Source organism: Streptomyces desertarenae, assembly GCF_042681365.1.
GTDB lineage: Bacteria > Actinomycetota > Actinomycetes > Streptomycetales > Streptomycetaceae > Streptomyces > Streptomyces desertarenae.
Genome location: NZ_JBHUFU010000001.1, coordinates 811,023 through 837,517 on the forward strand (window position 1 = coordinate 811,023; position 26,495 = coordinate 837,517).

Annotated in this window: 26 protein-coding genes; 15 read left to right on the plus strand and 11 right to left on the minus strand. The window is 75.1% G+C overall.

What is annotated here, in order from left to right:
- Nucleotides 1–332: 332 nt before the first annotated feature.
- The gene (locus ACFSJS_RS03610) at nucleotides 333–1,304 is read left to right on the plus strand and encodes a hypothetical protein (RefSeq protein WP_380896536.1); all 972 of its coding nucleotides are present in this window, start codon (nucleotides 333–335) and stop codon (nucleotides 1,302–1,304) included.
- 92 nt (nucleotides 1,305–1,396) lie between these two features.
- Nucleotides 1,397–2,221, plus strand: a complete 825-nt coding sequence (locus ACFSJS_RS03615; RefSeq protein ID WP_380896537.1) for a class I SAM-dependent methyltransferase — start codon at nucleotides 1,397–1,399, stop codon at nucleotides 2,219–2,221.
- Between the two features lie 57 nt (nucleotides 2,222–2,278).
- Here ACFSJS_RS03615 and ACFSJS_RS03620 read toward each other — a convergent pair whose 3' ends face one another.
- The 4 genes from ACFSJS_RS03620 to ACFSJS_RS03635 form a co-directional block, all read right to left on the minus strand.
- Nucleotides 2,279–2,701 (minus strand): Hsp20/alpha crystallin family protein, encoded by a 423-nt coding sequence (locus tag ACFSJS_RS03620; RefSeq protein WP_380896539.1) that lies wholly within the window; start codon nucleotides 2,699–2,701, stop codon nucleotides 2,279–2,281.
- Nucleotides 2,702–3,067: 366 nt separating this feature from the next.
- Nucleotides 3,068–3,493 (minus strand): NUDIX hydrolase, encoded by a 426-nt coding sequence (locus ACFSJS_RS03625; protein ID WP_380896801.1) that lies wholly within the window; start codon nucleotides 3,491–3,493, stop codon nucleotides 3,068–3,070.
- The gene (locus ACFSJS_RS03630) at nucleotides 3,490–4,686 is read right to left on the minus strand and encodes a CHAD domain-containing protein (RefSeq protein WP_380896541.1); all 1,197 of its coding nucleotides are present in this window, start codon (nucleotides 4,684–4,686) and stop codon (nucleotides 3,490–3,492) included. The genes ACFSJS_RS03625 and ACFSJS_RS03630 overlap by 4 nt, the downstream gene beginning before the upstream one ends.
- The gene (locus ACFSJS_RS03635; protein WP_380896543.1) at nucleotides 4,670–6,883 is read right to left on the minus strand and encodes an RNA degradosome polyphosphate kinase; all 2,214 of its coding nucleotides are present in this window, start codon (nucleotides 6,881–6,883) and stop codon (nucleotides 4,670–4,672) included. The genes ACFSJS_RS03630 and ACFSJS_RS03635 overlap by 17 nt, the downstream gene beginning before the upstream one ends.
- Before the next feature lie 434 nt (nucleotides 6,884–7,317).
- Here ACFSJS_RS03635 and ACFSJS_RS03640 point away from each other — a divergent pair, with 434 nt between their 5' ends.
- Complete coding sequence (locus ACFSJS_RS03640) at nucleotides 7,318–8,541, plus strand: SWIM zinc finger family protein (protein WP_380896545.1); 1,224 nt, start codon at nucleotides 7,318–7,320, stop codon at nucleotides 8,539–8,541.
- 51 nt (nucleotides 8,542–8,592) lie between these two features.
- Here ACFSJS_RS03640 and mshD read toward each other — a convergent pair whose 3' ends face one another.
- Nucleotides 8,593–9,504, minus strand: coding sequence for a mycothiol synthase (mshD, locus tag ACFSJS_RS03645; RefSeq protein WP_380896546.1), 912 nt, complete (start codon nucleotides 9,502–9,504; stop codon nucleotides 8,593–8,595).
- 134 nt (nucleotides 9,505–9,638) lie between these two features.
- Here mshD and ACFSJS_RS03650 point away from each other — a divergent pair, with 134 nt between their 5' ends.
- Nucleotides 9,639–11,447 (plus strand): bifunctional metallophosphatase/5'-nucleotidase, encoded by a 1,809-nt coding sequence (locus tag ACFSJS_RS03650; RefSeq protein ID WP_380896548.1) that lies wholly within the window; start codon nucleotides 9,639–9,641, stop codon nucleotides 11,445–11,447.
- Nucleotides 11,448–11,720: 273 nt separating this feature from the next.
- A complete protein-coding gene (locus ACFSJS_RS03655; RefSeq protein ID WP_380896550.1) occupies nucleotides 11,721–12,254 on the plus strand; it encodes a hypothetical protein in 534 nt (177 codons plus the stop codon).
- 72 nt (nucleotides 12,255–12,326) lie between these two features.
- Here ACFSJS_RS03655 and ACFSJS_RS03660 read toward each other — a convergent pair whose 3' ends face one another.
- From ACFSJS_RS03660 to ACFSJS_RS03680, 5 genes are all read right to left on the minus strand, one after another.
- Nucleotides 12,327–13,736 carry a HAMP domain-containing sensor histidine kinase gene (locus tag ACFSJS_RS03660; protein ID WP_380896552.1) on the minus strand — a complete coding sequence of 470 codons (1,410 nt, stop codon included), beginning with the start codon at nucleotides 13,734–13,736 and terminating at the stop codon, nucleotides 12,327–12,329.
- Complete coding sequence (locus ACFSJS_RS03665) at nucleotides 13,736–14,512, minus strand: response regulator transcription factor (RefSeq protein WP_380896553.1); 777 nt, start codon at nucleotides 14,510–14,512, stop codon at nucleotides 13,736–13,738. The genes ACFSJS_RS03660 and ACFSJS_RS03665 overlap by 1 nt, the downstream gene beginning before the upstream one ends.
- A 16-nt stretch (nucleotides 14,513–14,528) precedes the next feature.
- Entirely contained in the window at nucleotides 14,529–15,494 is a 966-nt protein-coding gene (locus tag ACFSJS_RS03670; protein ID WP_380896555.1) for a S1C family serine protease, read from the minus strand.
- Nucleotides 15,495–15,626: 132 nt separating this feature from the next.
- Complete coding sequence (locus tag ACFSJS_RS03675) at nucleotides 15,627–16,652, minus strand: LacI family DNA-binding transcriptional regulator (protein WP_380896556.1); 1,026 nt, start codon at nucleotides 16,650–16,652, stop codon at nucleotides 15,627–15,629.
- Nucleotides 16,653–16,676: 24 nt separating this feature from the next.
- The gene (locus ACFSJS_RS03680) at nucleotides 16,677–17,492 is read right to left on the minus strand and encodes a response regulator transcription factor (RefSeq protein WP_380896557.1); all 816 of its coding nucleotides are present in this window, start codon (nucleotides 17,490–17,492) and stop codon (nucleotides 16,677–16,679) included.
- 146 nt (nucleotides 17,493–17,638) lie between these two features.
- Between ACFSJS_RS03680 and ACFSJS_RS03685 the strand changes: the two genes are divergently transcribed.
- The 7 genes from ACFSJS_RS03685 to ACFSJS_RS03715 all read left to right on the plus strand — a co-directional run bounded on the left by ACFSJS_RS03685 (nucleotide 17,639) and on the right by ACFSJS_RS03715 (nucleotide 22,814).
- Nucleotides 17,639–18,637 (plus strand): alpha/beta hydrolase, encoded by a 999-nt coding sequence (locus ACFSJS_RS03685; protein ID WP_380896559.1) that lies wholly within the window; start codon nucleotides 17,639–17,641, stop codon nucleotides 18,635–18,637.
- A 12-nt stretch (nucleotides 18,638–18,649) separates the two neighbouring features.
- A complete protein-coding gene (locus ACFSJS_RS03690) occupies nucleotides 18,650–18,916 on the plus strand; it encodes a MoaD/ThiS family protein (RefSeq protein ID WP_380896561.1) in 267 nt (88 codons plus the stop codon).
- Nucleotides 18,913–20,229 (plus strand): hypothetical protein, encoded by a 1,317-nt coding sequence (locus ACFSJS_RS03695; protein ID WP_380896562.1) that lies wholly within the window; start codon nucleotides 18,913–18,915, stop codon nucleotides 20,227–20,229. The genes ACFSJS_RS03690 and ACFSJS_RS03695 overlap by 4 nt, the downstream gene beginning before the upstream one ends.
- 207 nt (nucleotides 20,230–20,436) lie before the next feature.
- Nucleotides 20,437–21,123, plus strand: a complete 687-nt coding sequence (locus tag ACFSJS_RS03700; RefSeq protein ID WP_380896564.1) for an LmeA family phospholipid-binding protein — start codon at nucleotides 20,437–20,439, stop codon at nucleotides 21,121–21,123.
- A 240-nt stretch (nucleotides 21,124–21,363) separates the two neighbouring features.
- The gene (locus ACFSJS_RS03705) at nucleotides 21,364–21,447 is read left to right on the plus strand and encodes a putative leader peptide (RefSeq protein WP_369126573.1); all 84 of its coding nucleotides are present in this window, start codon (nucleotides 21,364–21,366) and stop codon (nucleotides 21,445–21,447) included.
- Between the two features lie 171 nt (nucleotides 21,448–21,618).
- A complete protein-coding gene (locus ACFSJS_RS03710; protein ID WP_380896565.1) occupies nucleotides 21,619–22,464 on the plus strand; it encodes a sulfurtransferase in 846 nt (281 codons plus the stop codon).
- A 62-nt stretch (nucleotides 22,465–22,526) separates the two neighbouring features.
- Nucleotides 22,527–22,814, plus strand: a complete 288-nt coding sequence (locus tag ACFSJS_RS03715) for a DUF1416 domain-containing protein (RefSeq protein ID WP_380896567.1) — start codon at nucleotides 22,527–22,529, stop codon at nucleotides 22,812–22,814.
- A 144-nt stretch (nucleotides 22,815–22,958) separates the two neighbouring features.
- On the opposite strand, the gene ACFSJS_RS03720 is transcribed toward ACFSJS_RS03715, so the two are convergent.
- Nucleotides 22,959–23,330 (minus strand): DsrE family protein, encoded by a 372-nt coding sequence (locus ACFSJS_RS03720; protein WP_380896569.1) that lies wholly within the window; start codon nucleotides 23,328–23,330, stop codon nucleotides 22,959–22,961.
- Nucleotides 23,331–23,709: 379 nt separating this feature from the next.
- Between ACFSJS_RS03720 and ACFSJS_RS03725 the strand changes: the two genes are divergently transcribed.
- The 3 genes from ACFSJS_RS03725 to ACFSJS_RS03735 all read left to right on the plus strand — a co-directional run bounded on the left by ACFSJS_RS03725 (nucleotide 23,710) and on the right by ACFSJS_RS03735 (nucleotide 26,493).
- A complete protein-coding gene (locus ACFSJS_RS03725) occupies nucleotides 23,710–24,273 on the plus strand; it encodes a heme-binding beta-barrel domain-containing protein (protein WP_380896571.1) in 564 nt (187 codons plus the stop codon).
- A 331-nt stretch (nucleotides 24,274–24,604) separates the two neighbouring features.
- Nucleotides 24,605–25,708, plus strand: a complete 1,104-nt coding sequence (locus tag ACFSJS_RS03730; RefSeq protein WP_417823144.1) for a FecCD family ABC transporter permease — start codon at nucleotides 24,605–24,607, stop codon at nucleotides 25,706–25,708.
- A complete protein-coding gene (locus ACFSJS_RS03735) occupies nucleotides 25,708–26,493 on the plus strand; it encodes an ABC transporter ATP-binding protein (protein WP_380896575.1) in 786 nt (261 codons plus the stop codon). Before ACFSJS_RS03730 ends, ACFSJS_RS03735 begins: the two co-directional genes overlap by 1 nt.
- The last annotated feature ends 2 nt before the right edge of the window (nucleotides 26,494–26,495 follow it).

Below are 26,495 nucleotides of genomic sequence, written 5' to 3' on the forward strand. Positions count from 1 at the left end.
CTTCTCGGGGGTCCAACCACGAGGAGGCCGGTTCCATTTCCGTTTTGCCAAACCGTGACCCCAGCCCGCGGGGCGGGCCGGAGCCGTTCGGCCGCGGCCCGGCGGTGCCCGGGAGGGCATATGCCCCCCGAGGTTGACAGGTTTCACCGGGGTCACAACGATGCCTGGTACCACGGTGGCCGCCGCGCCCCGTGCGTGTTCTTCCGACCACTGAGCCCGGCCGGCCCCGGCCTGCCCTTCCACGCCCCGCGCGGTCCGGAACACCGCGCCGGCGGGCGGGAGGGCGCACGCACGCCGGCCGGCTTCCGATCCGACATCGCGTTGGGAACAACATGCCCATAGTGAACCGCTCCACCGCGCGACTGCTGGGCGCGGGCGCCGTCGCCCTGCTGCTCTCCGCCGGTGGTGCCACCACCGCCGCCGCCCACTCCGGCGGCGACGGCTGGGGCGGGGGGAAGGCCTCCGACTTCCGGCCGGGGGAGGGCGCGGGCAGCAAGTCCGCGGCCGACACCTGCGAGTTCTCCCTCGACGGGGCGGCCTGGCACTCCTCCGTCAAGGTGGACGACGTCCGCCTGAAGCCCGCCGCGGACGGCACGGTCCGCCTCCACGTCCGGACCGCCCCGAGGGCCGACTCCTGCACGGCCTCCCTCGCCGCGTACCGCACCCACGGCCCCACCTGGGAGACCTCCGGCGCCCAGGTGTTCCACGACTTCGACACCACCTCCCTGCGGAAGGGGGGCGTCGACACCCTGGACATCTCGGTGCCCGACGAGGGCTGCTACGCGCAGCTCGACCTCTACCGCGGCAGCACCAGGTTCGACGGCGGAACCGGCGAGGGGCACGGACCGCTGCCCGTCGGCCCGGACCGGCCGGTGATCAAGGACAAGCTGATCGCCGCCTGGAACGGCGGTACGCGCGAGTGCCTCGACGAGACCCCCGCCCCGACCCCCGAGCCCTCGGAGCCCGCCGGAACCCCCTCCGCGACTCCCCCGGAGTCCGGTGGGCCGACGCCGTCCTCGGAGGCCCCCACGCAGACCCCCGCGGAGCCGGCCCCGAGCGCCCCGGGGGAGACCGCCCCCGGCAGCGGGCCGGCCTCCCCCGGCGGTGAGTCCCCGCAGGCCCCGGAGGCCTCCCGGTCCGCGGTCCAGCCCGCCGGATCCGGAACCGGGTCCCCCTCCGGCACCGGCGGGCTGGCCGAGACCGGCGGCACCGTCGGCCCCGCCGCCGCCGGCGCCGCCGCGCTGCTGCTGGCCGCCGCCGGTGTGCTCTACGCCCTCCGGCGCCGGAGGGCCGCCGGGAGCTGACGCCCGGCCGCCGCGCCACCGGCCCCCGCGCCCCGGGCACCGCCCGGGGCGCGGGGGCCGCGCCGTGTCCGCGTGCCCGTAGGGTGCTGTCCATGGGCAGGCGTGCGGCGGAGCGGCCGGTCGGGGCCGTCACGCGGGGGACGACGAATCCGAACCGGCTGCGGCGGATGGACCGCTGGATCGCCGCCGTGCACGGGCCCGCCCTGCTCCGCACCGCCGACCCGGCGGGCCCCGTCGCCGTGGACCTGGGGTACGGGGCCGCGCCCTGGACCGCCGTGGAGCTGCTGGAGCGGCTGCGGGCGGCGTGCCCGGACGTGAGCGTGGTGGGGGTCGAGATCGACCCGGCGCGCGTCGAGGCGGCGCTGCCGTACGCGCGCGAGGGGCTGGCCTTCGTGCACGGCGGGTTCGAGGTGCCGCTGCCCGGCGGACGGCGGCCCATGCTGATCCGGGCGGCGAACGTGCTGCGGCAGTACGACGAGCACGAGGTGGCACCCGTGTGGGACCGGTTGCGCGCCCGGCTGGCGCCCGGCGGGCTGCTGGTCGAGGGGACGTGCGACGAGGTCGGGCGGCGGCACGTGTGGGTGGCGGTCGGCCCGGAAGGGGCGCGCACGGTGACCTTCGCGGCCCGGCTCGGTTCCCTGGCCGCCCCCTCCGACCTGGCCGAGCGGCTGCCCAAGGCACTCATCCACCGCAACGTCCCCGGCGAACCGGTGCACGCCTTCCTGCGGGACATGGACCGGGCCTGGGCGGCCGCCTCCCCGTACGCCGCGCTGGGCGTCCGGCAGCGGTGGATGCGGACGGTGCAGGAGGTCGCGGCCCACTGGCCGGTCGTCGACGGGCCGCGCCGCTGGCGCCAGGGCGAGGTCACCGTGCGGTGGGACGCCCTGGCGCCGGGCGGGAGCGGGAGGCGGGCGTGAGGGCCGGGGCCGTGCGGGCCCGGCCCTCCGCGCCGGCCGGCGGGAGCGGCCGGCGGGTCAGCCGGTGAGCTCCTTCTTCCGGTCGCCCCCGCTGATCCGGATCTTCCGCGGCTTGGCCTGCTCCGCCACCGGGATGCGCAGTGTCAGCACCCCGGCCTCGTACGAGGCGTCGATCCGCTCGGTGTCGAGGGTGTCCCCCAGGAAGAGCTGCCTGCTGAACCGGCCGGTCGGGCGCTCGGCGGCGATCCGCTCGGCGTCCTCGGGGCCGGTCCGGGCCCGCTCGGCGGTGACGGTCAGGACGTTGCGCTCGATGTCGAGGTCGACGCTCTCGGGGTCCACACCCGGCAGGTCGAAGTGGACGACGACCTCGTCGCCGGCGCGGTAGGCGTCCATCGGCATCCCGACGGGCCGGGTGGCCGTGCCCAGCAGCTGCTCGGTGAGGCGGTCGAGCTCACGGAACGGGTCGGTGCGCATCAGCATCACGGACCATCTCCCTCCTTGGCGCTCCTGCCTGTGATGCCTTCGATTCCTGTATAACTCCGGGGAGAAAAATTGACAAGCCTCCACTCAACTAAGTTGACCGTTGAAATCGGGCGGCGGGTGAAGAGCAGGTCGGAGGGGTCTTTCGAAGCCGCAGGCCGAGGCTGGGCGGGCACGGGAGGACCGCGTCCGGGCGGGAGAACAGCAGTCGGCCCGCCCTCGGGGCGGGCCGGGCGCAGAGCCGGACGAAGCCGGACGAAGCCGGATGAGCCGGATGAGGACGGGTGAACCCGGATGAAGTAGAAAGAACCCGGGTGAAGACGGGCGAGGGCGCCGGTCCGGAGGCAGGGGCCGGCGGGGCGGGCGTCAGGCCACGGGCAGGACGGCCAGCAGCGCGTCCACCAGCCGGCGGTCGTGCTCGCGGGTGAGCTGCCGCCGGGCCTCTCCCGGCGGCAGCCACAGCAGCCGGTCCACCTCGTCGCCGGGCGTGAAGGCGCCGCCGGTGGCCTCGGCGGACCAGTAGCGCACCTCCTTGGGCACGCCCCCGACGGCATACCGCACGGTGGGGAGCACCGCGCCCGGCGTGCAGGACATGCCGGTCTCCTCGCGCACCTCCCGCACCGCCGCGGCCAGGGCGGTCTCGCCCTTCTTGAGCTTGCCCTTGGGATGGGACCAGTCGTCCCACTTCGGCCGGTGCACGAGGGCGATCTCGACGCCCTCCCGCGCCGCGGCCGAGCGGCGCCACAGCACACAGCCGGCCGCCCGGACCGTCGGGGAATCCGCCACCGTCAGCCCCTCTCCGCCCCGGTCGCCGCGGGGGCCGCGGGACGGGCCGCGCGGTCCGCGGCCGCCTGGTGCCACAGCCGCCCGAAGCTGAACCGCGCGGCCTCCACCTCGTGCCGCTGGTCGGCGTGGAGGACGCCCAGCGCGTAGGCGGTGGCGGGCGCGATGCGGGGGGTGCGGGCGGCCGCCGCCGCGGCGGCCGCGGCCTCGGCGGCGTCCCGGTGCCGGTCCAGGGCCCGGCCCGCCGCCACCAGCGCCGGGTCGTCGCCGCCGAGGACCTCCAGGGCGTACCGGCGCAGCCGCACCAGCAGCCGCACCTGGTTCCAGGCGGCGTCCAGCTCCCCGTCGACGGCGAGGGTGTGGGCGAACGCCTCGCCGTTGTACGACTGCCGCGCGCGGGTCAGCGGCAGGGCCTCGACGGCCTCGGCCGCGCGCCGGTGGGCCAGCTCGGCCAGCGGCGGCAGCACCAGCTCGGCCGGGTCGTCGGCGGACTCCGCGGACAGCGGCGCCTCGGAGGCGAGCACGGCGACCGCGTCGGCGACGGCGTGGAAGCGGGAGGAGCCCAGGGCCTGGAGCGCGGCGGAGTGGGCGCGGGTGCGGGCGAGGGTGAGCTGCCGGTCCAGCAGCGCGCCGGCCCGGGCGGCTCCTATCCCCAGCCCGCCGCCTCCACCGGCGGAGGGCCCGCGCTGGGCGGGCGGTCCGGACGTGCCGGCGGACGCGGGCGCCGGCGCGGAGGCGGCGGCCGCCGGTGCCTCCGGCGGTGCGGACGACAGCCGGTGCAGCGCCCCCAGCAGCCGCTCCAGGCGCGTCTCGTAGGTGCGCTCCCGCCCCAGCACCCCCGAGAGCCAGGCCAGCTCGCCGCTGAGCTGGTCGGCCCGGGCCCCGTCGACCAGCGGCCGGTAGACCTGGAGGACGGCTCCGATGCGGCGGGCCGAGGCCCGCAGCATCCGCACGGCTTCGGCCGCGACGGCCGCGGACTCGGGGCGGCCCGCGCTCTCCTCGTGCAGCCGCAGGCTGCGCAGGAAGCCGGTCGCCTGCCGGTGGAGGTGCTCGGCGAGCACCTCGCCCGCGCTCGCCCCCCTCAGGACCGGCGGCTCCGGCCGCGGCCCGGCGCCCGGTTCGGGGGTCGGGAGGGCCGGTTCCGGGCGGTTGCGCACTCCCCCGCCGGCCGCCCCGGGGGACAGGTCATGTGGATGGACCACGTCGGCGCCTCCGGGCGTCGATGAGCATTTCCTGGATGTTCCGCAGGGGGCGCCCCTCGGCGTCGGTGGCGTGCCGCGTCCAGTCGCCGTCCGGGCCGAGGTGCCACGAGGCGGTGGTGTCCGCCGTCCCCGTCTCCAGCAGCCGGTCGAGGGCGGCCCGGTGGCCGGGGTCGGCGACCCGCACCAGGGCCTCGATCCGCCGGTCGAGGTTGCGGTGCATCATGTCGGCGCTGCCGATCCACACCTCCGGGTCGTCCCCGTTGCAGAAGATGAAGACCCGGGAGTGCTCCAGGAAGCGCCCGAGGACGCTGCGGACCCGGATGTTCTCCGACAGCCCCGGCACCCCCGGGCGCACCGCGCAGATGCCGCGCACCCACAGGTCGACGGGGACTCCGGCGCGGGAGGCCCGGTAGAGGGCGTCGATGACCGCCTCGTCGACGATCGAGTTGACCTTGATGCGCACGTACGCCGGCCGCCCGGCCCGGTGGTGGGCGATCTCCCGGTTGATCCGCTGGACCAGTCCGTCGCGCAGCGAGCTGGGCGCGACCAGCAGCCGGCGGTAGGTGGTGCGCCGCGAGTAGCCCGACAGCCGGTTGAACAGGTCCGACAGGTCGGCCCCGACCTGCGGGTCGGCGGTGAGCAGGCCGAGGTCCTCGTAGAGGCGGGCGGTCTTGGGGTGGTAGTTGCCGGTGCCGACGTGGCTGTAGCGGCGCAGGGTGTCGCCCTCCTGCCGCACCACCAGCGACAGCTTGCAGTGCGTCTTGAGGCCCACCAGCCCGTACACGACGTGGCAGCCGGCCTCCTCCAGCTTCCGCGCCCACTTGATGTTGGCCTGCTCGTCGAAGCGTGCCTTGATCTCGACCAGCACCAGCACCTGCTTGCCGGACTCGGCCGCGTCTATCAGCGCGTCCACGATCGGGGAGTCGCCGGAGGTGCGGTACAGCGTCTGCTTGATCGCCAGCACGTCCGGGTCGGCGGCGGCCTGCTCCAGGAAGCGCTGCACGGAGGTGGAGAACGAGTCGTACGGGTGGTGCAGCAGCACGTCGCGCTCGCGCAGCGCCCCGAAGACGTCGGGCGCGGACGCGGACTCGACCTCGGCCAGGTCGCGGTGGGTGCCGGCGACGAACTTGCGGTACTTCAGCTCCGGCCGGTCCAGCCCGGCGATCGCGAACAGCCCCGTCAGGTCCAGCGGGCCGGGCAGCGGGTAGACCTCCGCCTCGGAGACCTTCAGCTCCCGCACCAGCAGGTCCAGCACGTACGGGTCGATGCTCTCCTCGACCTCCAGCCGCACCGGCGGGCCGAAGCGGCGCCGCATCAGCTCCTTCTCCAGGGCCTGGAGCAGGTTCTCGGCGTCGTCCTCCTCGACCTCCAGGTCCTCGTTCCGGGTGACGCGGAACATGTGGTGGGCGAGGACCTCCATCCCGGGGAAGAGCTCCTCCAGGTGCGCGGCGATCACGTCCTCGACGGGCACGTAGCGCTGCGGGGACGCCTCCAGGAAGCGGGAGAGCAGCGGCGGCACCTTCACGCGGGCGAAGTGGTTGTGGCCGCTGACCGGGTTGCGCACCACCACGGCCAGGTTCAGGGAGAGGCCGGAGATGTAGGGGAAGGGGTGCGCCGGGTCCACCGCCAGCGGGGTCAGCACGGGGTAGATCTGCTGCCGGAAGAGGGTGAAGAGGCGGGCCTGCTCCTTCTCCGTGAGGTCCGGCCAGCGCACCAGGTGGACGCCCTCGTCGGCCAGGGCGGGCAGGACGTCCTGCTGGAAGCAGGCGGCGTGCCGGGCCATGAGCTCGCGCGAGCGGGTCCAGATCAGGTCCAGCGCCTCGCGGGGCTGGAGGCCGGAGGCGGAGCGGGTGGCCACGCCGGTGGCGATGCGGCGCTTGAGACCGGCCACGCGCACCATGAAGAACTCGTCGAGGTTGCTCGCGAAGATCGCCAGGAAGTTGGCCCGCTCCAGCAGCGGTGTGGTGGGATCCTCGGCCAGCTCCAGCACCCGCTCGTTGAACGCCAGCCAGCTGCGCTCGCGGTCGAGGAAACGTCCCTGCGGGAGTCGCGTCTCGGTGGAACCGGGCTCCTCGCCCTCCTGGTAGGCGTCCGGGTCGGAGTCGAGACCGGGGTCCAGGTCGTGCGGGGGCGTGGCCACAGCGTGCGGACGCGAGGCGGCGATGAAACCGACGGAGGTCTGGGCAGACTGGCTCATTCCTCCATTGTTCCGCGCCGCGAGGATCGGCGGCGCCTCGGCGATCGGCGCTGGTCCCGGCTCCGGGACCGGTGCTCTCGACACGGCGGGCTGCATTCCGCGATGCTCGCAAGCAAGGTTGAATCAGCGGTTAAGTCGACATGGCGGTCAGGCGATCCGCACCCCTCGCCTGGGTGCCCCACACCGGAATGGTTCGCTCCGGCGAAGCCTCCGGACGGCGGACCGCCCCGCCCGGATCCGCCCGGGCGCTGTCACACCCGGTGTTCGCCGGCGGGCTCCCGGTGACCCCCGGCGCGGCCGCGCGACCGGCCGGGCGGCCACCCGCACCGGGTGCGGGCCGGCGCCGGGGCGTTCCGGCCCCGGCACCGATCCGGAGCCCGAACACCGCCCGCGCACCCGGCCGTTGTCAGTGGCCGCCCCTATCGTCGTGCCGTATGACGACCACCACGTCGGTGCACACCTACACCTATCTCCGCCCCTCGGCCGTGCGGCGCGGCGCGGGCGGACCCGAGCTGGTGCTGGAGACCTCGGGCGGGGCGGCTCCGGCGGGCGCGGGCGGGGCGGCTCCGGCGGGCGCGAGCGCCCACCCCCGCCTCTTCGCCGGGTTCCTCACCGCACCGGAGGCCGCCGCCGCCGCTCTGCTGTCCGTCGCCGACGTCGCCTCGTCCCGCCACCACCGGCGGCCCTCCCCCGCCTCGCCGGACCCGGTGGTGACGGGCGGCGGCGGCCGGCTGCGGTTCGAGTCGTTCTCCGGCTGCTGCGGGGTCCACGCCCGCCTCGACGTCCTGGAGGAGGGGACGGGCGGGGCGTGGACGGGTCGCGGCACCACCAGCGTGAACGTCAACACCCCGCTGCGCGAGGCCCTCGTCCGGGTGAGGGCGTCCGACCCCCTCCACCTGCGGGTCGGCCCGGAGGAGCCGGAAGCGGCGGCGCCCGGCGGGCCGGCGGTGCGGAAGGAGGTGCCGCTGCCGGACCACTGGCTGCGCGGGTTCGCCCGGACGCAGGTGGTCGCGTCCTCCTTCGACCTGCGCGCGGAGATCACCGCCGCCGAGGCCGTCCGCGTCCTGCGCTCCCTGCCGCGGGCCGGCTCGGGCCCGGGCTCCGCCGTCTGGGCCGTCCCGGCCGGACGGGGGCTGCGGCCCGTGGGGCGCCCGGTGCCCGGCGCCGTCTGCCTGCCCGGCCCGGACCGGCTCTCGGCGCTGCTGCGGGTGCTGCGCCACGCCGTCGGGCTGCGGCTGTACGGCCCGCCGGTGACGGCCTCCGGCACGCCGACGGCATCCGCCTGGGAGGTGCTGCTCCCGGGGATGCGGCTGACGCTCACCCTCTCCCCCGACCCGGTCCGCGGCTTCTGCGGCGAGGGCGCGGCACGGGAGGCGCCGGCCGGCGGCGAGGCGGTCGGCGACGCCGGGCCGGTCTCGGCGCTGCTGGCCCGGGTGCCGCACGCGGACGCCGGCGAGCTGGCCCGCCGGACGGGCCTGCCGCCCGAGCGGGTGCGCGCCGCCCTGGCCGTCCTGTGCTCCTCCGGCCGGGCCGGCTACGACACCGCGGAGGGCGCGTACTTCCACCGCGAGCTGCCCTTCGGCGCCGGGCGCGTCGAGCCGCGCGGGGAGCGGGGCCCGGATGCCGCCGCGGTGGAGGGGGCGGCCGCGGCCGGGTGAGACGCGGGCGGTGAGGCGGCGCGGGGGCCGGGGCCGTCCGGCCCCGGCCCCTCAGAGCTCCGTGCGGTACATCAGGTCCGCCTCGTGGGTGCGGAAGCCCAGCCGCTCGTAGACCGTCACGGCGGGGGTGTTGTCGGCGTCCACGTAGAGCATCGCGGTCGGCAGCCCCCGGTCGAGGGCGAGGTAGCGCAGCCCCGCCACCGTCAGGGCCCGGCCCAGACCGCCGCCCTGGGCCCCGGGGACGACACCGACGACGTAGACCTCGCCGAGCTGGTCGGCGCTGTGCACCTTCGTCCAGTGGAAGCCGACGAGTTCCTCGCCGCCCTCCCCGCCGTCGCGCACCGCCAGGAAGAAGCCCTTGGGGTCGAACCACGGCTCGGCCTTGCGGTCGTCCAGGTCCCGCTGGGTCATGCCGCCCTGCTCGGGGTGGTGGGCGAAGGAGGCGGCGTTGGCCGCCAGCCAGGCGGTGTCGTCCTGCCCGGGGACGAAGGTGCGCAGCCGCACGCCCGGCGGCAGCACCGGCTCGGGCAGCTCCACATCCGTCAGCGGCATGCGCATCTGCCGCAGTTCGCGGAAGAGGGTCAGCCCCAGCATCCGGGCCAGGTGCCGGGCGGCCGGGTGGCCGCCGTGCGCCCACACCCGCAGCCGCCGGCCGGAGGCCTCCAGCAGGGCGCGGCCGAGCAGGCGGCCGTAGCCCTCGCCCCGGTGGGCCGGGTGGACGACGAACTCCCCGGCGGGCGCCTCGACCGGGTCGTTGTCCTCCAGCTGGCCGTAGCCGACCAACTCGCCGCGCTCCCACAGCAGCAGGTGGCGCACGCCCTCGCGGCGGCCGCCGCGCAGCTGGAGCCTGCCCTGCTCGGAGACGGCGGGCTGCCCGTCCACCCGGGCGGCCTCGTCGATCAGGCGTTGGGCGTCCCGCACGACCTCGGCCGTCACCTCGTCCACAACCACCACGTCACTCATGGGGACAGGTTACGCAGTATCGAAACCTGCCGGTTACCCGCGGAACCATGACACGCTACGCGCGTTGACCTAGGCTGCCCTCGGCCACCTCGGCCACCTCACGGCCCCGACAAGGGAACAGAAGGGGACAGAACATGTCCACTCCGCCCACGCGGTCTCCCCTCTCCCGCAGACTCACCGCCGCCGCGGCCGGTCTGCTGGCGGTCGGCGCGCTCGGCGCCGCCACACCGGCCGCCACCGCCCACGGCGAGCACGGCGGACACGACGACCGCGGCAGGCACCACGGCCGCACCGTCGACCTCCAGGTGCTGGCCCTCAACGACTTCCACGGCAACCTGGAACCGCCCACCGGGTCCTCCGGACGGGTCACCCACGAGCACCCGGACGGCACCACCGAGCAGATCGACGCGGGCGGCGCCGAGTACCTGGCCACCGCCCTGCGCGAGGCCCGCGAGGGCCACGCCCGCTCGGTGACGGTCGCGCCCGGCGACGTCGTCGGCGCCAGCCCCCTGCTGTCGGGCCTCTTCCACGACGAGCCCACCATCGAGGCGATGAACGCCCTGGGCATGGACGTCGTGGGCGTCGGCAACCACGAGTTCGACGAGGGCGCGGCCGAACTCATGCGCCTCCAGAAGGGCGGCTGCCACCCCGAGGACGGCTGCTACGACGAGGGCCGCACCTTCGAGGGCGCCGACTTCCCGATCCTCGCCGCCAACGTCGTGAACGAGAAGACGGGCAGGCCGCTGATGGCGCCCTACACCGTCAAGCGGATGAAGGGCGTCGACGTCGGCTTCATCGGCGTCACGCTGGAGGGCACCCCGGACATCGTCTCGGCCGAGGGCGTCAAGGGCCTGAAGTTCCTCGACGAGGCCGAGACCATCAACAAGTACACCGAGGAGCTGCGGCGCAAGGGCGTCAACGCCGTCATCGCGCTGGTCCACGAGGGCGGCGTCCCCTCCTCCACCGCCTACAACGGCGACTGCGGCGAGGACGGCGCGAACCTCTCCGGCCCGATCGTGGAGATCGCCCGCAGCACCGACGCGGGCGTGGACGCCCTGATCACCGGCCACACCCACCAGCCCTACGTCTGCTCCATCCCGGACCCGAAGGGCAACGACCGCCTGGTCACCTCCGCGGCCTCCTACGGCCGGCTGTTCACCGAGCTGACCATGGAGTACGACCGCCGTACCCGTGACATCGTGCGGACCTCCGTGGAGGGCACCAACCACGTCGTCCACCGCGACCGGGAGAAGGCCGCCGACATCACCGGCCTGATCGACTACTGGAAGGCGCTGGCCGAGCCCGTCGCGAACCGGCCCATCGGCTGGATCTCCGAGGACATCACCGCCGACCGCGCCGCCGTCGAGTCCCCGCTGGGCGACCTGGTCGCCGACGCGCAGCTCGCCCACGCCCGGGAGCTGGACCCCCGGGCGGACCTGGCGCTGATGAACCCCGGCGGCATCCGCGCCGACCTGACCTACGCGGCCTCCGGCGGCGAGGGCGACGGTGTGGTGACGTACGGCGAGGGCTTCACCGTCCAGCCGTTCTCCAACACCGTCAACCTGACCACCCTCACCGGCGAGCAGCTGCTGGCGGTGTTGCGCGAGCAGGTCGGCGGCGCCAACGAGGCGTCCCCGAAGTTCCTCCAGGTCTCCTCCGGCCTCACCTACACGGTGGACCTCACCCGGTCCGGCGCGGACCGGATCGTCGCCGACTCGGTGCGCCTGAACGGCGAGCCGATCGACCCGTCGGCCTCCTACCGCGTCGCGGTGAACTCCTTCCTGGCGGGCGGCGGCGACGGCTTCGCCACCCTCGCGAAGGGCACCGACCCGCTGGTGGGCGGCGACGACCTGGCGGCCCTCCAGGAGTACCTGAGCGCCAACTCCTCCGCCTCCGACCCGCTGGACGCCCCGGCGGCGGACCGGATCACGGTCGTCCGGTGACCCCCACCGCCGGATGACCCCTCCTCCGCGTCGCCGCCCGCCCGGCGGCCCGCGGAACTCCCCCCACAGCGCCGCCGGCCGGTCGCCTGACCGGTCGGCGGCGCTTTCCGTGTCCCCGTGGGCGTGCCCGCCGTGCGCCGTGGCGGCCGCAGTCCCGTCTCCGTCCCCGAATCCGGCCCGAGTCCTTTTTCGCGCAAACCCGTTGACAGCGCCACCGGTGGCCCGATGGGGTCGGGCGGCATCCGAAAGGACCGTGCCGTCGAGGAGGACCGTGTGAAGCGACGCGTCGCGTTCGTACTGGCCGCCGTGTGCGCGGTGGGGCTGCTCCCCGCCGCCGGCGCCGCCGCCGAGAGCCCGTTCCGGGGGCTGGACCCGGAGCCGTGGGAGCCGTACGCGGACCACGGGTTCTCGGTGCCCGCCGGGTACGTCTGCTCGTTCCCGCTGAAGGCGACCCCGCTGGAGCAGGACATGATCAAGCGGGTGCTGGAGCGCCACCCCGACGGTGCCGTCGAGCTCGAGGAGTACAAGGGCCCGCTGGTGGTCGAGTACGAGAACACCGACACCGGCGCGACCGTCGTGCGCGACGTCGGTGGGCACGGCTTCCCCCGGTACCGGAACGACGGGCGGCTCGAACGGTACACCGCCATCGGCCCGGTGGCCTTCGGGATGCGCGAGGGGGACGACCACCCCAAGGGCTTCTGGATCGTCGACGGCTACCACGTGGTGGAGTTCGCCGAGGACGGCACCCGGAGCTTCTCGGTCGAGAACGGCACCAAGGAGAACGTCTGCGAGGCCCTGGGCGACTGACGCCGGGCGCCTGTGGCGGTCCGGGTACGGGGACGGGACGGCCCGGAACGGAACCCGGCCCGGCCCGGCCCGTCAGGGAGCGTGGTCCGGCGGCGGCACGGGGGCGCCGGGGAGGCGCATGACGGCCTCGGTGCCGCCGCCCCCGTCCCGCGCCGGGCGCAGGGTGATCTCGCCGCCGCAGCGGCGGACCGTGCGGGCCACGATGGACAGCCCGAGACCGGAGCCGGGGAGACTGCGGGCGGAGGGGGAGCGCCAGAAGCGGTCGAAGACGTACGGCAGCTCCTCCTCGCGGATGCCGGGACCGTGGTCGCGCACGCGCAGGACGCCGCCGCTGAGGACGACCCCGACCGTCCCGCCGGGCGGGGAGAACTTCACGGCGTTGTCCAGCAGGTTGACCACCGCCCGCTCCAGGGCCGCCGGTTCGGCGCGCACGTACCAGGGCGACAGGTCGGCGGTGACGGTGACGCCCGTGCCGCGCAGCCGGGCGCGTTCGACGGCCCGCTCGGTGGCGTCGTGGAGGCCGACCACCTCGACGTGCCCGCCGGCCGCGGCGTCGGGCCGGGAGAGCTCCTGGAGGTCCCCGATGAGGGAGGCGAGTTCGGTGATCTGGGCCCGCACCGACTCCAGCAGCGCCCGGCGGTCCTCCGGCGGCAGCGAACGGCCGGTCTGCTCGCTGCGGACCAGCAGGTCGATGTTGGTGCGCAGCGAGGTGAGCGGGGTGCGCAGCTCGTGCCCGGCGTCGGCGATGAGCTGCTGCTGGAGGTCGCGGGAGGTGGCCAGGGCGGCGGTCATGGCGTTGAAGGAGCGCGACAGCCGGGCGATCTCGTCGTCGCCCTCGACCGGGATGCGGACGGCCAGGTCCTCGGTGCGGGCGACGTGCTCGACCGCGCCGGTGAGCCGGTCCACCGGCCGCAGGCCCGCACGGGCGAGCGCGACGCCCGCGCCCGCCGCGCCGAGCACCCCGACGGCGGCGACCAGGCCGAGGACGAGGACGAGGGTGTCGAGGGTGCTGTCGACCTCGCCCAGCGGACGGGCCACGGTCAGCGCGACGTTCCGCGTGTCCCCCAGCGGAGTCGTCAGCACCCGGTAGTCGACGCCGTCCGCGGTGACGGTGCGCAGCGACTCCCGGCTCTCGCCGCGGGCCACCGCCGCGTCGGAGGGGGCCACCGGCAGCGGCCGCTCGCCGAGGACCACGCAGCTCGTGCCGTCGCCGTCCACGAGCTGCACCGTGGAGCCGGCCGGGTTCGGCATGACCCGCCGCTCCTCCTCGGGAACGGCCCGGCACTGCCCGGCCCGCACCAGCTCCACCAGGACGGAGGTGGGGACCCGGTTGGCGCGCAGCGCCTCGTCGAGGGAGTCCACCAGCTGCACCCGCACCAGGAACCAGGCCGCGGCGGCGCACGCCGCCACCGCGACCGCCACGGCGGCGGCGACCAGCAGGGCCAGGCGCGAGCGCAGCGGCAGGGCGTTGAACCGCGACATCACCGGTGCGGGTCCCTCGGGTCCTCGCGGAGGACGTAGCCGACGCCGCGCACGGTGTGCAGCAGGCGCGGCTCGCCGCCCGCCTCGGTTTTGCGCCGCAGGTACATCACGTACACGTCCAGGGAGTTGGAGGAGGGCTCGAAGTCGAAGCCCCAGACGGTCTTGAGGATCTGCTCGCGGGTGAGGACCTGGCGCGGGTGCGCCATGAACATCTCCAGCAGCGTGAACTCCGTCCGCGTCAGCTCCACGGGGCGCCCGTCGCGGGTCACCTCGCGGGTGGTGAGGTCCATCCGCAGGCCGGCGAAGGAGAGCGCCCCGGTGTCCTCGGCGCCCGCCTGCTCGCGCGCGTAGGAGCTGCGGCGCAGCAGGGCGCGGATGCGGGCCAGCAGTTCGTCCAGCTCGAACGGTTTGACCAGGTAGTCGTCCGCGCCGGCGTCCAGCCCGGTGACGCGGTCGCCGACGGTGTCGCGGGCGGTGAGCATGAGGATGGGGACGGTCTCGCCGTTCGCGCGCAGCCGCCGGGCGGCGGTGAGCCCGTCCATGCGCGGCATCAGCACGTCCAGGATCACCAGGTCGGGCCGGTGGGCCTCGACCTGCCGCAGGGCCTCCAGGCCGTCGGCGGCCAGGTCCGTCGCGTACCCCTCGAAGGCCAGGCTGCGGCGCAGGGCCTCCCGGACGGCCGGCTCGTCGTCGACGACCAGGACGCGGGCGGACTCGGGGCCGGATCCTCCGGGCGGCCCGGGGACGGCGGGGGGCGGGGCGGCGGGCGGTCTCATGGACGCGAGTGTCGCATCACCGTCCGGCACCGGCGCGCAGGTCGTCGAGGATCTCCTTCACGTCGTTGACGGGGACGGCGAAGCCCAGGCCGACGCTGCCCGCCTCGCCTCCGGCCGAGGTGTTGTCGTAGATCGCGGAGTTGATGCCGACGACACGGCCGTCCATGGCCACCAGCGGGCCGCCGGAGTTGCCGGGGTTGAGGGAGGCGTCGGTCTGGATGGCCCGGTAGGTGGTGGTCTCCGCGCCGAGTTCGCCGTTGTACCGGCCGCCGCCGAACTCGAACGGCCAGGAGCCGTCGCCGCGCGGCCGGGTCTGCTCCCCCTGCTCCTTCTCCACCGTCACCTCGCGGTCCTTGGCGGAGACGATGCCGCTGGTGACGGTGCCCGACAGGCCCTCGGGCGAGCCGAACGCCACCACCCGGTCGCCGATGGAGACGGTGTCGGAGTCGCCGAGTTCGGCGGGGACGAGGTCCTTCGCGCCGTCCACCCGGACCAGCGCCATGTCGAGGTCGGGCTCGGTGCCGACGATCTCGGCGGTGACGGTGTCGCCGTCGGAGAAGGTGACCTCGATGTCGGACGCACCGGAGACGACGTGGTTGTTGGTGAGGATCTCGCCGTCCTCGGAGATCACCACGCCGGAGCCGGTGGCGGAGCCGGAGCCGGAGACGGCATTGATCTCCACGACGCTCGGGCCGACGGCCTCCACCACGTCCGAGACGTCCGTGCCGGCGGTGGAGGCGTTGGCGCCGGAGACCGCGGAGGTGCCGGGGGAGGGGGCGCCGTCGCCGTACGCGCCGCTCACCAGCGTCGCGGTGCCGCCGCCGACGGCCCCGGCCACGATGGCCACGGCCGCCAGCAGCCCCACGGGGCGGCGGGCCCGCCGGTGGCCGCGGCCCGCGTCCGGGGCCGGGTGGGGCGCGGGCTCGTACGACGGGCGGGGCGGGTGGAGGTGGTGCGCCGGGGTCGTGTCGTGGTCGCTCATGCCCTCAACGGTGCGCGCCCGGCATGAGAACTCCATGAGGACGGGATGAGACCCGGGGAAGAACCGCTCCGGGCCCCTCCCGCCGGCACCGCCCGCCCGGCCGGGGCGCGGCCCCCGTCCGGCCCCCGGCCGTCAGGCCTCGCAGCCGCAGGAGCGGCGCACCACCAGCCCGGACGGGAACTGCCGCACGCGCTCGCGCCGCGAGCCCGTCAGCCGCACCCCGTCGTCCAGCACCAGGTCCACCGCCGCGCGGGCCATCGCCTCGCGGTCCGAGCCCACCGTGGTCAGCGGCGGGTCGGTCAGCGCCGCCTCCTTGACGTCGTCGAACCCGGCCACCGCCAGCTCACCGGGCACGTCGAGGCCCAGCTCGCGGGCGGCGCGCAGCACGCCGATGGCCTGGTCGTCGGTGGCGCACACCAGCGCGGTCGGGCGGTCGGGGCCGCCGAGCAGGCCGAGGGCGACGCGGTAGGTGTCGTAGCGGTTGTAGGGGGCCTGGAAGAGCCGGCCCTCGGTGGAGCGGCCCGCCTCCTTCATCGCCCGGCGCCAGCCCTCCACGTGGTCGGTGACCGGGTCGCCGTAGGCCGGGGTGGACTCCACGCCGCCCAGGCAGGCCACGTACTCGTGCCCGTGCTCCAGCAGGTGGCGGGTGACCATCTGGGCGCCGCCGACGTCGTCGAGGACGACGGCCACGTCGTCGATCGCCTCGGGCCGCCGGTGCAGCAGCACCACGCGCGCGTCCCACGCCTCGATCTCGGCGGCGGCGCGCTCGCTGGGCCCCTGGCTGATCAGGATCAGTCCGGAGACGCGCATGCCGAGGAAGGCGCGCAGGTAGTGCACCTCGCGTTCGTCGAGGTAGTCGGAGTTGCCGACGAGCACCATCTTGCCGCGGTCGGCGGCGGCCTGCTCGACCGCGTGCGCCATCTCCGCGAAGAACGGCTGCCGGGCGTCGGGGACGATCAGCCCTATCAGGTCGGTGCGCCGCGAGGCCATCGCCTGGGCGACCCGGTCGGGCCGGTACCCCAGTTCCTTGATCGCGGCGAGTACGCGCTCGCGGGTCGCCGGGGCGACCGGCCGGGGACCGTTGTTGATCACATAGCTGACGACGGCGGTGGACGTCCCCGCCAGTCTCGCCACATCGTCCCGCGTCACCTTCGCCACAGCGCGCAGTCTACGTGCGTCGCCTCAGTTCCCACCCCGCCCGGACGCGGCCGTGCGGCCGCGCGCCTTCGGTGCGCCCTCCGCCGCGTCCTGCGCCATGCGCTCGGCGGCGTCGACGGCGGCCTTCCCCTCGCGGAGGGCCTTCTTCTCCTCCTCGCCGGGCTCCTTCTTCTCCGGCAGCACGAAGCGGTAGCCGACGTTGCGGACGGTGCCGATCAGCGCCTCGTGCTCCGGACCGAGCTTCGCCCGCAGCCGCCGCACGTGGACGTCGACGGTGCGCGTACCGCCGAAGTAGTCGTACCCCCACACCTCCTGCAGGAGCTGGGCGCGGGTGAAGACCCGGCCGGGGTGCTGCGCCAGGTACTTCAGCAGCTCGAACTCCTTGAAGGTCAGATCCAGGACCCGGCCCTTGAGCTTGGCGCTGTAGGTGGCCTCGTCCACCGACAGGTCGCCGGTGCGGATCTCCATGGGGCTGTCGTCGCCGGTGATCTGCCGGCGGCCCATGGCCAGCCGCAGCCGGGCCTCGACCTCGGCCGGGCCGGCGGTGTCCAGCAGCACGTCGTCGACGCCCCACTCGGCGGTGACGGCGGCGAGGCCGCCCTCGGTGACCACCAGGAGCAGCGGGCAGCCGGGGCCGGTGGAGCGCAGGAGCTGGCACAGGGAGCGGATCTGGGGGAGGTCGCGGCGGCCGTCGACCAGGACGACGTCGGCACCGGGGGTGTCGACCAGGGCGGGCCCCTCGGCGGGGGCCACGCGGACGTTGTGGAGCAGCAGGCCGAGGGCGGGCAGCACTTCGGCGGAGGGCTGGAGGGCGTTGGTCAGCAGGAGTAGCGAGCTCATGACGTCGAGTCCTTCCCCGGCCCCGCGAGGGGCGTGTGGCGGCACTGCTTCGTACTGCGCTCCGAAAAGCGACCGCGCTCCGAAAAGCACGAAAGGACCCGGGGGCGTCGCTGCCCGGATCCTTCTCGTGGTCGAGAATATCCCACATGAGTGCTGGGGCGGAGGGATACGGCGGACCTTTCCGTGGCGGGACGGTCACCTCGCGTGGCGGCCGTGCGGGGGCCGGGGAGGCGGCGGGAGGGCTCCGGCGGGCCCGGCTGCGGACCTGTGACGGGGTGGGCATCGAGGCCGAGTACCGACCCCGGACCGGGGGTTCCGGCGGTCGGGGCGGGGAAGCGGAAGGTGACGCTCCCAAGGGTGCCGCGATCGTCGTCGCCCACGGCTTCACCGGTTCCCTGGAGCGGCCCGCGGTGCGACGAGCGTCACAGGTGTTCGCCCGGCACGCGGACGTGATCACGTTCTCCTTCCGCGGCCACGGCCGCTCCCAGGGCCGCTCGACGGTCGGCGACCGCGAGGTGCTGGACCTGGCGGCCGCGGTGCGCTGGGCCCGCTCGCTGGGCCACTCGGCGGTGGCGACGGTGGGCTTCTCGATGGGCGGCTCGGTGGTGCTGCGGCACGCGGCGCTCCACGCTCCCCACCGGACGGGCGGCGGGCAGGACGCGGAGACGGCGGACGGGACGCACGGCGAGCGGATGGACGCGCGAGGAGGCGCGCACACCGACGCCGTGGTCGCCGTGAGCGCCCCCGCACGCTGGTACTACCGGGGCACCCCGGCGATGCGGCGCGTCCACTGGGCGGTCCAGCGGCCGGTCGGGCGGCTGGTCTCCCGCTACGGCCTGCGCACCCGCATCCACCACCGGGACTGGGACCCGGTGCCCCTGTCCCCGGTGGAGGCGGTGCCGCTGATCGCCCCGACACCGCTGCTGGTGGTGCACGGCGACCGGGACGCCTACTTCCCGCTCGACCATCCGCTGTCGCTGGCCGGGGCCGCCGATCCCGCGGCCACGGAGCTGTGGATCGAGCACGGCTTCGGGCACGCCGAGAACGCCGCGCCCCCCGGGCTGCTGGAACGGATCGCCTCCTGGGCGACGGCACGCGCCGAGCGGGCGGCACGCCATGATGGTGCCGGCACGACGGACGGCTGAGAGGGACACACCATGCCGAGCGGCATGATCCGCTACTGGGCCGCGGCGAAGGCCGCCGCCGGGGTCACCGAGGAGAGGTACGAGGCCCACACGCTCGCCGAGGCGCTGGACCACGCACGCGAGCGGCACGCCGGCCGGCCCGACTTCGCCCGGGTGCTGCTGCGCTGCTCCTTCCTGGTGGACGGCTCCCCCGTCGGCAAGCGCGACCACCGGCTCGTCCGACTCACCGAGGGCGGCACCGTCGAGGTGCTTCCCCCCTTCGCGGGAGGCTCCCGATGACCGACCAGCAGTACCCGTCCCGCCCGCGCCCGGAGCAGTCGGGGCACCCGCAGCCGCCCCGCGGCGGACAGCCGTACGACGAACGGCGGCACGGCGGGCAGCAGCACGGCGGGTACGGGACGCCGTACGGCGGGCACGACGGGTACGGGCAGTACGGCGACGGGTACGGCGGGGACCGGGACGCCCGCGCCCCCTACGACCCCCATGCCGCCTCCGGCGGCTCCTACGGCGCGCAGAGTTCCCCGTACGACCCCGCGTACGGCCCATACGATGCGGCGCACAGCCCGTACGACCCGGCGCACGGCGAGGGGTACGGCACGGGCGGATACGGCGGCGACGGGTACGGCGGTGCTCCGGGCGGGCAGGCGTACGGCGACCCCGGCGCCCACCGCGCCGCTCCCCCGCCGCCCCGGCAGCGCCACGGGGGCCATCCCGACCCCGCCGCCTGGCAGCCCGGCCCCGGCGGCGAGCCGTGGAGCGGCGGCGGAGCGGCCGGCGGAGACGGCACCGCCCACGCCTCCGGTGCACCAGCCGCCGCCACCGCCACCGCGGGCGCCCCCTCGGCCCCGCCCGGTCCGGCACCCCGCACCGGCGACCCGATCATCCCGCCGGGCATGACGCCCGCCGCCCTCACCGCCGTCCTGTGCGCCCTGCTCGCGGCCACCGCCCAGCTCTCCCGCCCGGTCTCGGCCGTCGCCGTGGTGCTGCTCCAGGCGGTCACCGCGGCGGGCTGGTACCGCCTCAACGGGATGTGGCCCGCCCGCCAGGGCATCGCACTGGCGTTCCTGGGGGGCGTCGCCGCCGACATCGCCCTGCTCGCGGCCGGAACCGACCGGGCGCCGACCGTCATCCTCGGCACACTCGGCGTCTGGTGCCTGCTGGTGATCGTCCTCCACCTGCGCAACCACTCCTCGCCCGACGAGCGGCTGTACGCCCTGACCGCCGGGGTGGCCTCCGCCGCGCTCACCGTGCTGGCCACCGGCCACCTGGCCGCCGAGCCGGACGCGGTGACGGCCGGCGCCCTGGCGGTGGCCGCCGCGGCGCTCGCCCGGGCCCTGCCGCTGCCGTCCGCCGTCTCCGTGGCCGCCGCGGTGGCGGCCGCCGCGGGCGCGGGTGTCGCCGCGGGACAGTTCACCTCGCTGGGCGCCGCGGGAGCCGTGCTGGGCCTGGCCGCCGGGGTGTGCGCGCTGGTCGGGCTGCGGGTGGCCAGCTACGACTTCCCCTCCCGCTTCGTCCACATGACGGCGGGCGTGGCGCTGCCGCTGACCGCGGCCGTGCCGGCGGTCTACCTGCTCGGCCGGGCACTGGCCTAGGGGCCGCCGCCCCGTCCGGCCGGGATGGGGGCGGGCCCGGTCCGCCCGTGCGGGCCCCTTCCGGAACCCACCCGTTAGGCTCGCCGGAACCCGGTCAAGTCCTGCCGACGTCGATCACTTCGAGCACACCGAGCACGCCGAGCACCGAGCACGCCGACCAGCCGACCGGCTGGATCGCGAAACGGCCACCCTGGGGGGACCACCACGATGCGCGCACTGCGAGCCCTGCTGATACTCCTGGTCGTCCTCGGCGGCCTCTTCGTCGGTGCCGACCGGCTGGCGGTCAACCTCGCCGAGGACGAGGCCGCCGCCAGGATCAAGAGCTCCAAGGGCCTCGCCGAGCAGCCCTCCGTGGAGATCCGCGGCTTCCCCTTCCTGACCCAGGTCGCGGGCAAGGAGCTGGAGTCCGTCGACGCCACGCTGGACGGGCTGACCGTCCAGGTCGCCGGACGCGACGTCGACATCACCGAGGTGGACGTCGCGCTGGAGGACGTGCGACTGGAGAACAACCTCTCCTCCGCCGTCGCCTCCCGTGCCTCCGGCAGCGCGCGGATCAGCTACCAGGACCTGACCGAGGCCGGCGCCGAGGGGGCCACCCTGTCCTTCGCGGGGGCGGACCGGGCCGCGAAGAACCAGGTGAAGCTGGACGTGAACGCCGCGATCGCACAGCTCACCCTCTACAGCACGCTGCGGGTGGAGAGCGGCAACACCATCGCGCTGCACGCCGAGGACCTCCCCGACCTCCCGGTGGCCGAGGGGCTCGTCCGCGGCCAGATCGACCGCAAGCTGGAGGTCACCGGGCTCCCCGAGGGCCTGGAGCTGCAGAAGGTGGACGTGGGCGACACGGGTGTCGTCCTCCACCTGAGCGGTTCGGACGTGGCCCTGATCGGCTAGCGGCACGGCCCCGGCGCCGCGGCCCGTGTCCCCGCCTCCCCGGGCGGGGGCACGGGCCGCGGCGCGCGGTCCACGTTCCGAGACGGCCGTGTCCGTACCGCAGGAACCGCCGGGGAGACGCCCGGACGCCCGTTCGGACGGGCGCCGCGACCTACCCGGCATCCCACGATCCGGGCACCCAAGTCTCACCATGCGGAACAGCGGTGACATCGCCGCCGTTCCGTCCCTACGATCGGACGCATGAAGCGACAGGCGGATCTCACGAAGCGACGGGCAGTCGATCTTTGCCGTGTCGCCGCCATGCTCTGTCGCGCCGTCGTCTGACGGCCGGCTCTCGGTGCCCTTCGCAGCCCGGACCGCAGCCGCACACCGCCCGCTGTTCCCCGCTCCGCGACGTACAGCGCCGTGCGCGCGCACCGGCGTCCCGCGCCCCGCGCCGCACACCCACCGCACCCGCATCGCAAACCCGCAGCACCTGCCCTCCGGAGGAGAGACATGAGCCGCAGTGACGTCCTGGTGGACGCCGACTGGGTCGAGGCCCACATCGACGACCCCAAGGTGGTCATCGTCGAGGTCGACGAGGACACCTCGGCCTACGAGAAGAACCACATCAGGAACGCCGTCCGGATCGACTGGAAGGGCGACCTCCAGGACCCGGTGCGGCGTGACTTCGTCGACCAGGCCGGCTTCGAGAAGCTGCTGTCCGAGAAGGGCATCGCGAACGACGACACCGTCGTCCTCTACGGCGGCAACAACAACTGGTTCGCCGCCTACGCCTACTGGTACTTCAAGCTCTACGGCCACCAGGACGTGAAGCTCCTCGACGGCGGCCGCAAGAAGTGGGAGCTGGACGCCCGCGAGCTGGTCTCCGAGGTGCCGTCCCGCCCGAAGACCGAGTACAAGGCCAAGGAGCAGGACACCTCCATCCGCGCCTTCCGCGACGAGGTCGTCGAGGCGATCGGCAAGCTCAACCTGGTGGACGTCCGCTCCCCCGACGAGTTCAGCGGCAAGCTGCTCGCCCCGGCCCACCTGCCGCAGGAGCAGTCGCAGCGTCCGGGCCACGTCCCGACCGCCCGCAACATCCCGTGGTCGAAGTCGGCCAACGACGACGGCACCTTCAAGTCCGACGAGGAGCTGAAGGAGCTGTACCAGGAGGCGGGCGTGGACCTGGGCAAGGACACCATCGCCTACTGCCGCATCGGTGAGCGTTCCGCCCACACCTGGTTCGTGCTGCACGAGCTGCTGGGCCAGGAGAACGTCAAGAACTACGACGGCTCCTGGACGGAGTACGGCTCCCTCATCGGCGTGCCGATCGAGCTCGGCCCCGCCAAGGACGCCTGAGTCCCGGCGGCTCCGACGATCCCCAGACGCCCGTTCCCACCCGGAAGGTAGAGCACCCAGACATGTGCGGAGCACAGGCAGGCGGCCCCGACGCCTCCTCCATCAAGCCCGGTGAGACGACGATCCAGGGCCAGGTGACCCGCGACGGCGAGCCCGTCACCGGGTACGTCCGACTCCTGGACAGCACCGGCGAGTTCACGGCCGAGGTCCCGACCTCCGCCACCGGCCAGTTCCGCTTCTACGCGGCCGAGGGCACCTGGACGGTGCGCGCCCTGGTGCCCGGCGGCACCGCGGACCGCAAGGTCGTCGCCCAGAAGGGCGGTCTGGTGGAGGTCCCCATCGCGGTGTGACCGCGCGGGCCGCCGCACGCCGTGACGGCGGCCCGCTCCACGCACCGGACGCACGGAGGCCGCGTCCCCGAGGGTTGGACAGCCTGGTCGGGGGGCGCGGCCTCCGCGCGTGCGGAGCGCGCGGAACACCCCCCGGCGGGCGCCTCAGTAGACGAGCGCCTGCACACCCTCGCCCATGATCTCGCTGACGAAGACCTGGGCCCCGGCGATGCGGACGCCCTCGATCACGTCCCGCTCCCCGATGCCGCGCCGCGCCGCGCACTGGGTGCACAGCGTGATCCGCCCGCCCGCCAGCACGCCGTCGATCAGGTCCGGCAGCGGCGCGGCGTGCGGCAGCTCGAACTCCGCCGCCCGGCCGGGCAGCGCGAACCACGACGACTCCCCGGTCAGCCAGAGGGAGACCTCCACCCCGCCGGCCACGGCCACCGCCGCCACCGTGAACGCCTGCGAGCACCGTTCGGGCGCGTCCGCGCCGGCCGTCACCTTGATCACGAGCTTCTTCGTCCCAGCTGCCATGCCGACCACGGTAGCGGTGCCGTGCCACCGGGCGGTGGCCCTCCAGGCCCGGTTCCCGAGCCGACCCGGGCGTTCAGCCCCGCGGCGGAGCGACGCACCTCACGGCGGCGCTCCGCCGCGGGCGACTAGACTCGGCGGCGGGCCGCCCGCCGGCCCGTCCGTCCGTGCCGAGCCCTTGAGGAGCGCTCCCGTGCTTGAGGCATTCTTCACCGCCCTGCTGGTCCTGGTCTGTGTCGGCGTCCTGGCCTTCATGGGCCTGACCGTGAAGAAGCTCTACCAGGGCCAGCGCTGATCCGGCGGCTCCCGGCCGCCGTCCCCGCGCGGCACGCCCGCGCGCCGCAGCAGTCCACCCGCCCTCGACGAAACGTCTGAGCACCCCATGATCGAGATCCCGTCCGACCTCCACCCGGACCTCGTCCCCCTGGCCTTCCTCCTGGGCAACTGGGCGGGGGCGGGCGTCGCCGACTTCCCCGGCCGCGACCAGTGCAACTTCGGCCAGGAGGTCTCCTTCTCCCACGACGGCCGGAACTTCCTGGAGTACGTCTCGCGCAGCTGGGAGCTCGACGACAAGGGCGAGAAGGTCCGCCCGCTGGAGACCGAGACCGGTTACTGGCGGATCGACGGCGAGCGCAAGGTCGAGGTCGTCATGATCCGCGACCAGGGCGTCGCCGAGGTCTGGTACGGCGAGATGGCCGAGAAGAAGCCGCAGATCGACCTGGCCACCGACGCCGTCGCCCGGCTCTCCTCCTCCGACGACTACTCCGGCGGCAAGCGCCTGTACGGCTACGTCAAGGGCGACCTGATGTGGGTCGGCGAGCGCGCCACGGCCACGACGCCCCTGCGCCCGTACATGTCGGCCCACCTGAAGAAGGTCGTCGACCCCCGCGAGTGGGCGAAGGACCTCAAGGACCTCCCGGACGACGGGATCGCCTTCTTCAAGTGACGCCTCCCCGGCGGCCGCGGTCCCGCGCGTCCGCGGCCCGGCCGCCGGTGCTCCGCGGCGTCCCGTCCCCGTGACGGTGCTCCGCCCTCCCGGAGACCGGGCGGACCGGCTACGCTACGAGCGTCCCGTGGGGGAAGTCCGGTCGAAGTCCGGCGCTGACCCGCAACGGTAGGCGCGCGCCGACGGCGTGCGCGAGCCCGATCACCCACGGCGACACGAGCTCCTGACGACTCGCCGTGGACTGCGAGAGGGTGCCTGTGCCCGGCACGGCCACGTGCCGCGGGCCGGTCCTTCCCACATGTGCGCGGCCCGACGCGAAGGCGGACCGCCCGTGGTCACACCCGCCACCCCCGTGGCACCGGCCGCCGAGAGCGGCGCGGCCGGAGCGGCGCCGGGCCGCCGGCACGTCGGGGTGCCGCCGCTGGTCGCCCTCCTCGGCGCTGCCCTCGTGCTGTCGCTGCTGTGCGCGGTGGGACTGGGGGCCTCCGACCTCACCTGGGGGCAGACCCTCCGGTACCTGTGGGCCGGGCTCACCGGCGGGACCGTCGCGGCCGACGAGGCCGCCCCGTACACCATCGTCTGGGACCTCCGCCTCCCGCGCGCCGTCCTGGCCGCCGTGGTCGGGGCCGGGCTCGCGTCGATCGGCGTCGCGGTGCAGGCCATGGTCCGCAACGCGCTCGCCGACCCCTTCGTGCTGGGCATCTCCTCGGGCGCGGCGGTCGGCGCCAACGCCGTGCTGCTGCTCGGGGCGTTCGGCGCCCTCGGGATCTGGGCGCTGTCCTCGGCCGCCTTCGCCTCGGCGCTGGTGGCGATGGTGCTGGTGTACGCGGTGGCCAACAGCGGCCGGGGACTGACACCGCTGCGGCTGGTGCTCACCGGAACGGCGATGTCCTACGGCTTCTCGTCCGCCACCACCGTCATGGTGTTCTCCGCCGACCACGGCGAGGCGGCCCGCTCGGCGATGATGTGGCTGCTGGGCAGCCTGGGCGGGGCGACCTGGGCGTCGGTGCCGATCGCCGCCGCCGCCGTGGCCGGCGGCATCGGGTACCTCGCGCTGGCCGCCCGCCGGCTGAACGCCCTGGCGATGGGGGACGAGACGGCCGCGGCGCTCGGTGTGGACGCCGGGCGGCTGCGCCGCGAGCTGTTCGTCGTCGCCGCGGCGGTCACCGGGGCCGTGGTCGCCGTCAGCGGGGCGATCGGCTTCGTCGGCCTGATGGTGCCGCACGCCGTCCGCATGGTCGTCGGCGCCGACCACCGCCGCGTCCTGGCCGTGGCCCCGCTGGCCGGAGCCGTGCTGCTGGTGTGGGTGGACCTGCTGTCCAGGCTCGTGCTGGCACCGGCCGAACTGCCCGTCGGAGCGCTGACGGCGCTGATCGGCGTGCCGTGCTTCCTGCTGCTGATGCGCCGCCGCGGATACACCTTCGGAGGCGCGTGATGCGGCTCGACATCGACGCGGTGACGGTGGAGGTCGCGGGTGCCCGGCTCGTACGGGACGCCACGCTGCACGTCGGCGACGGGCGCCTGGTCGGGCTGGTCGGCCCGAACGGCAGCGGCAAGTCGAGTCTGCTGCGCTGCGTCTACCGGGCCCTGCGCCCCGCCTCCGGCGCGGTCCTGGTCGGCGGTGACGACCTGCACGCGCTGGACCCGAGGGAGGGCGCGCGGCGGGTGGCCGCGCTGCCGCAGGAGGCGGCCACCGAGTTCGACTTCACCGTCGCCGAGGTCGTCGCCATGGGACGGCTGCCGCACCAGCGGACCGCCGGGCGGGCCACCGAGGCCGACCGCGAGGCGTGCCGGGCGGCGCTGGAGCGGGTGGGCGCCGCGCACCTGGCCGGCCGGGGCTTCCTGTCCCTGTCCGGCGGCGAGAAGCAGCGGGTCCTCATCGCCCGCGCGCTCGCCCAGCAGCCGCGCGTCCTGGTCCTGGACGAGCCGACCAACCACCTGGACATCGCGCAGCAGCTCCAGGTGCTGTCGCTGGTGCGCGCCAGCGGTCTGACGGTGCTGACCGCCCTGCACGACCTCGACCTCGCCGCCGCCCACTGCGACGTGCTGTACGTCGTCGCGCACGGCTCCGTCGTCGCCTCCGGCCCTCCGCGCGACGTGCTGACGCCCGAGCTGCTGGCCGAGGTCTTCCGCGTGCGGGCGCACCGCGTGATCCACCCGGAGACCGGCGCGGTGCGGCTGCTCTTCGACCCCCTGCCCGACCCGGCCCCGACCCCGTGAGG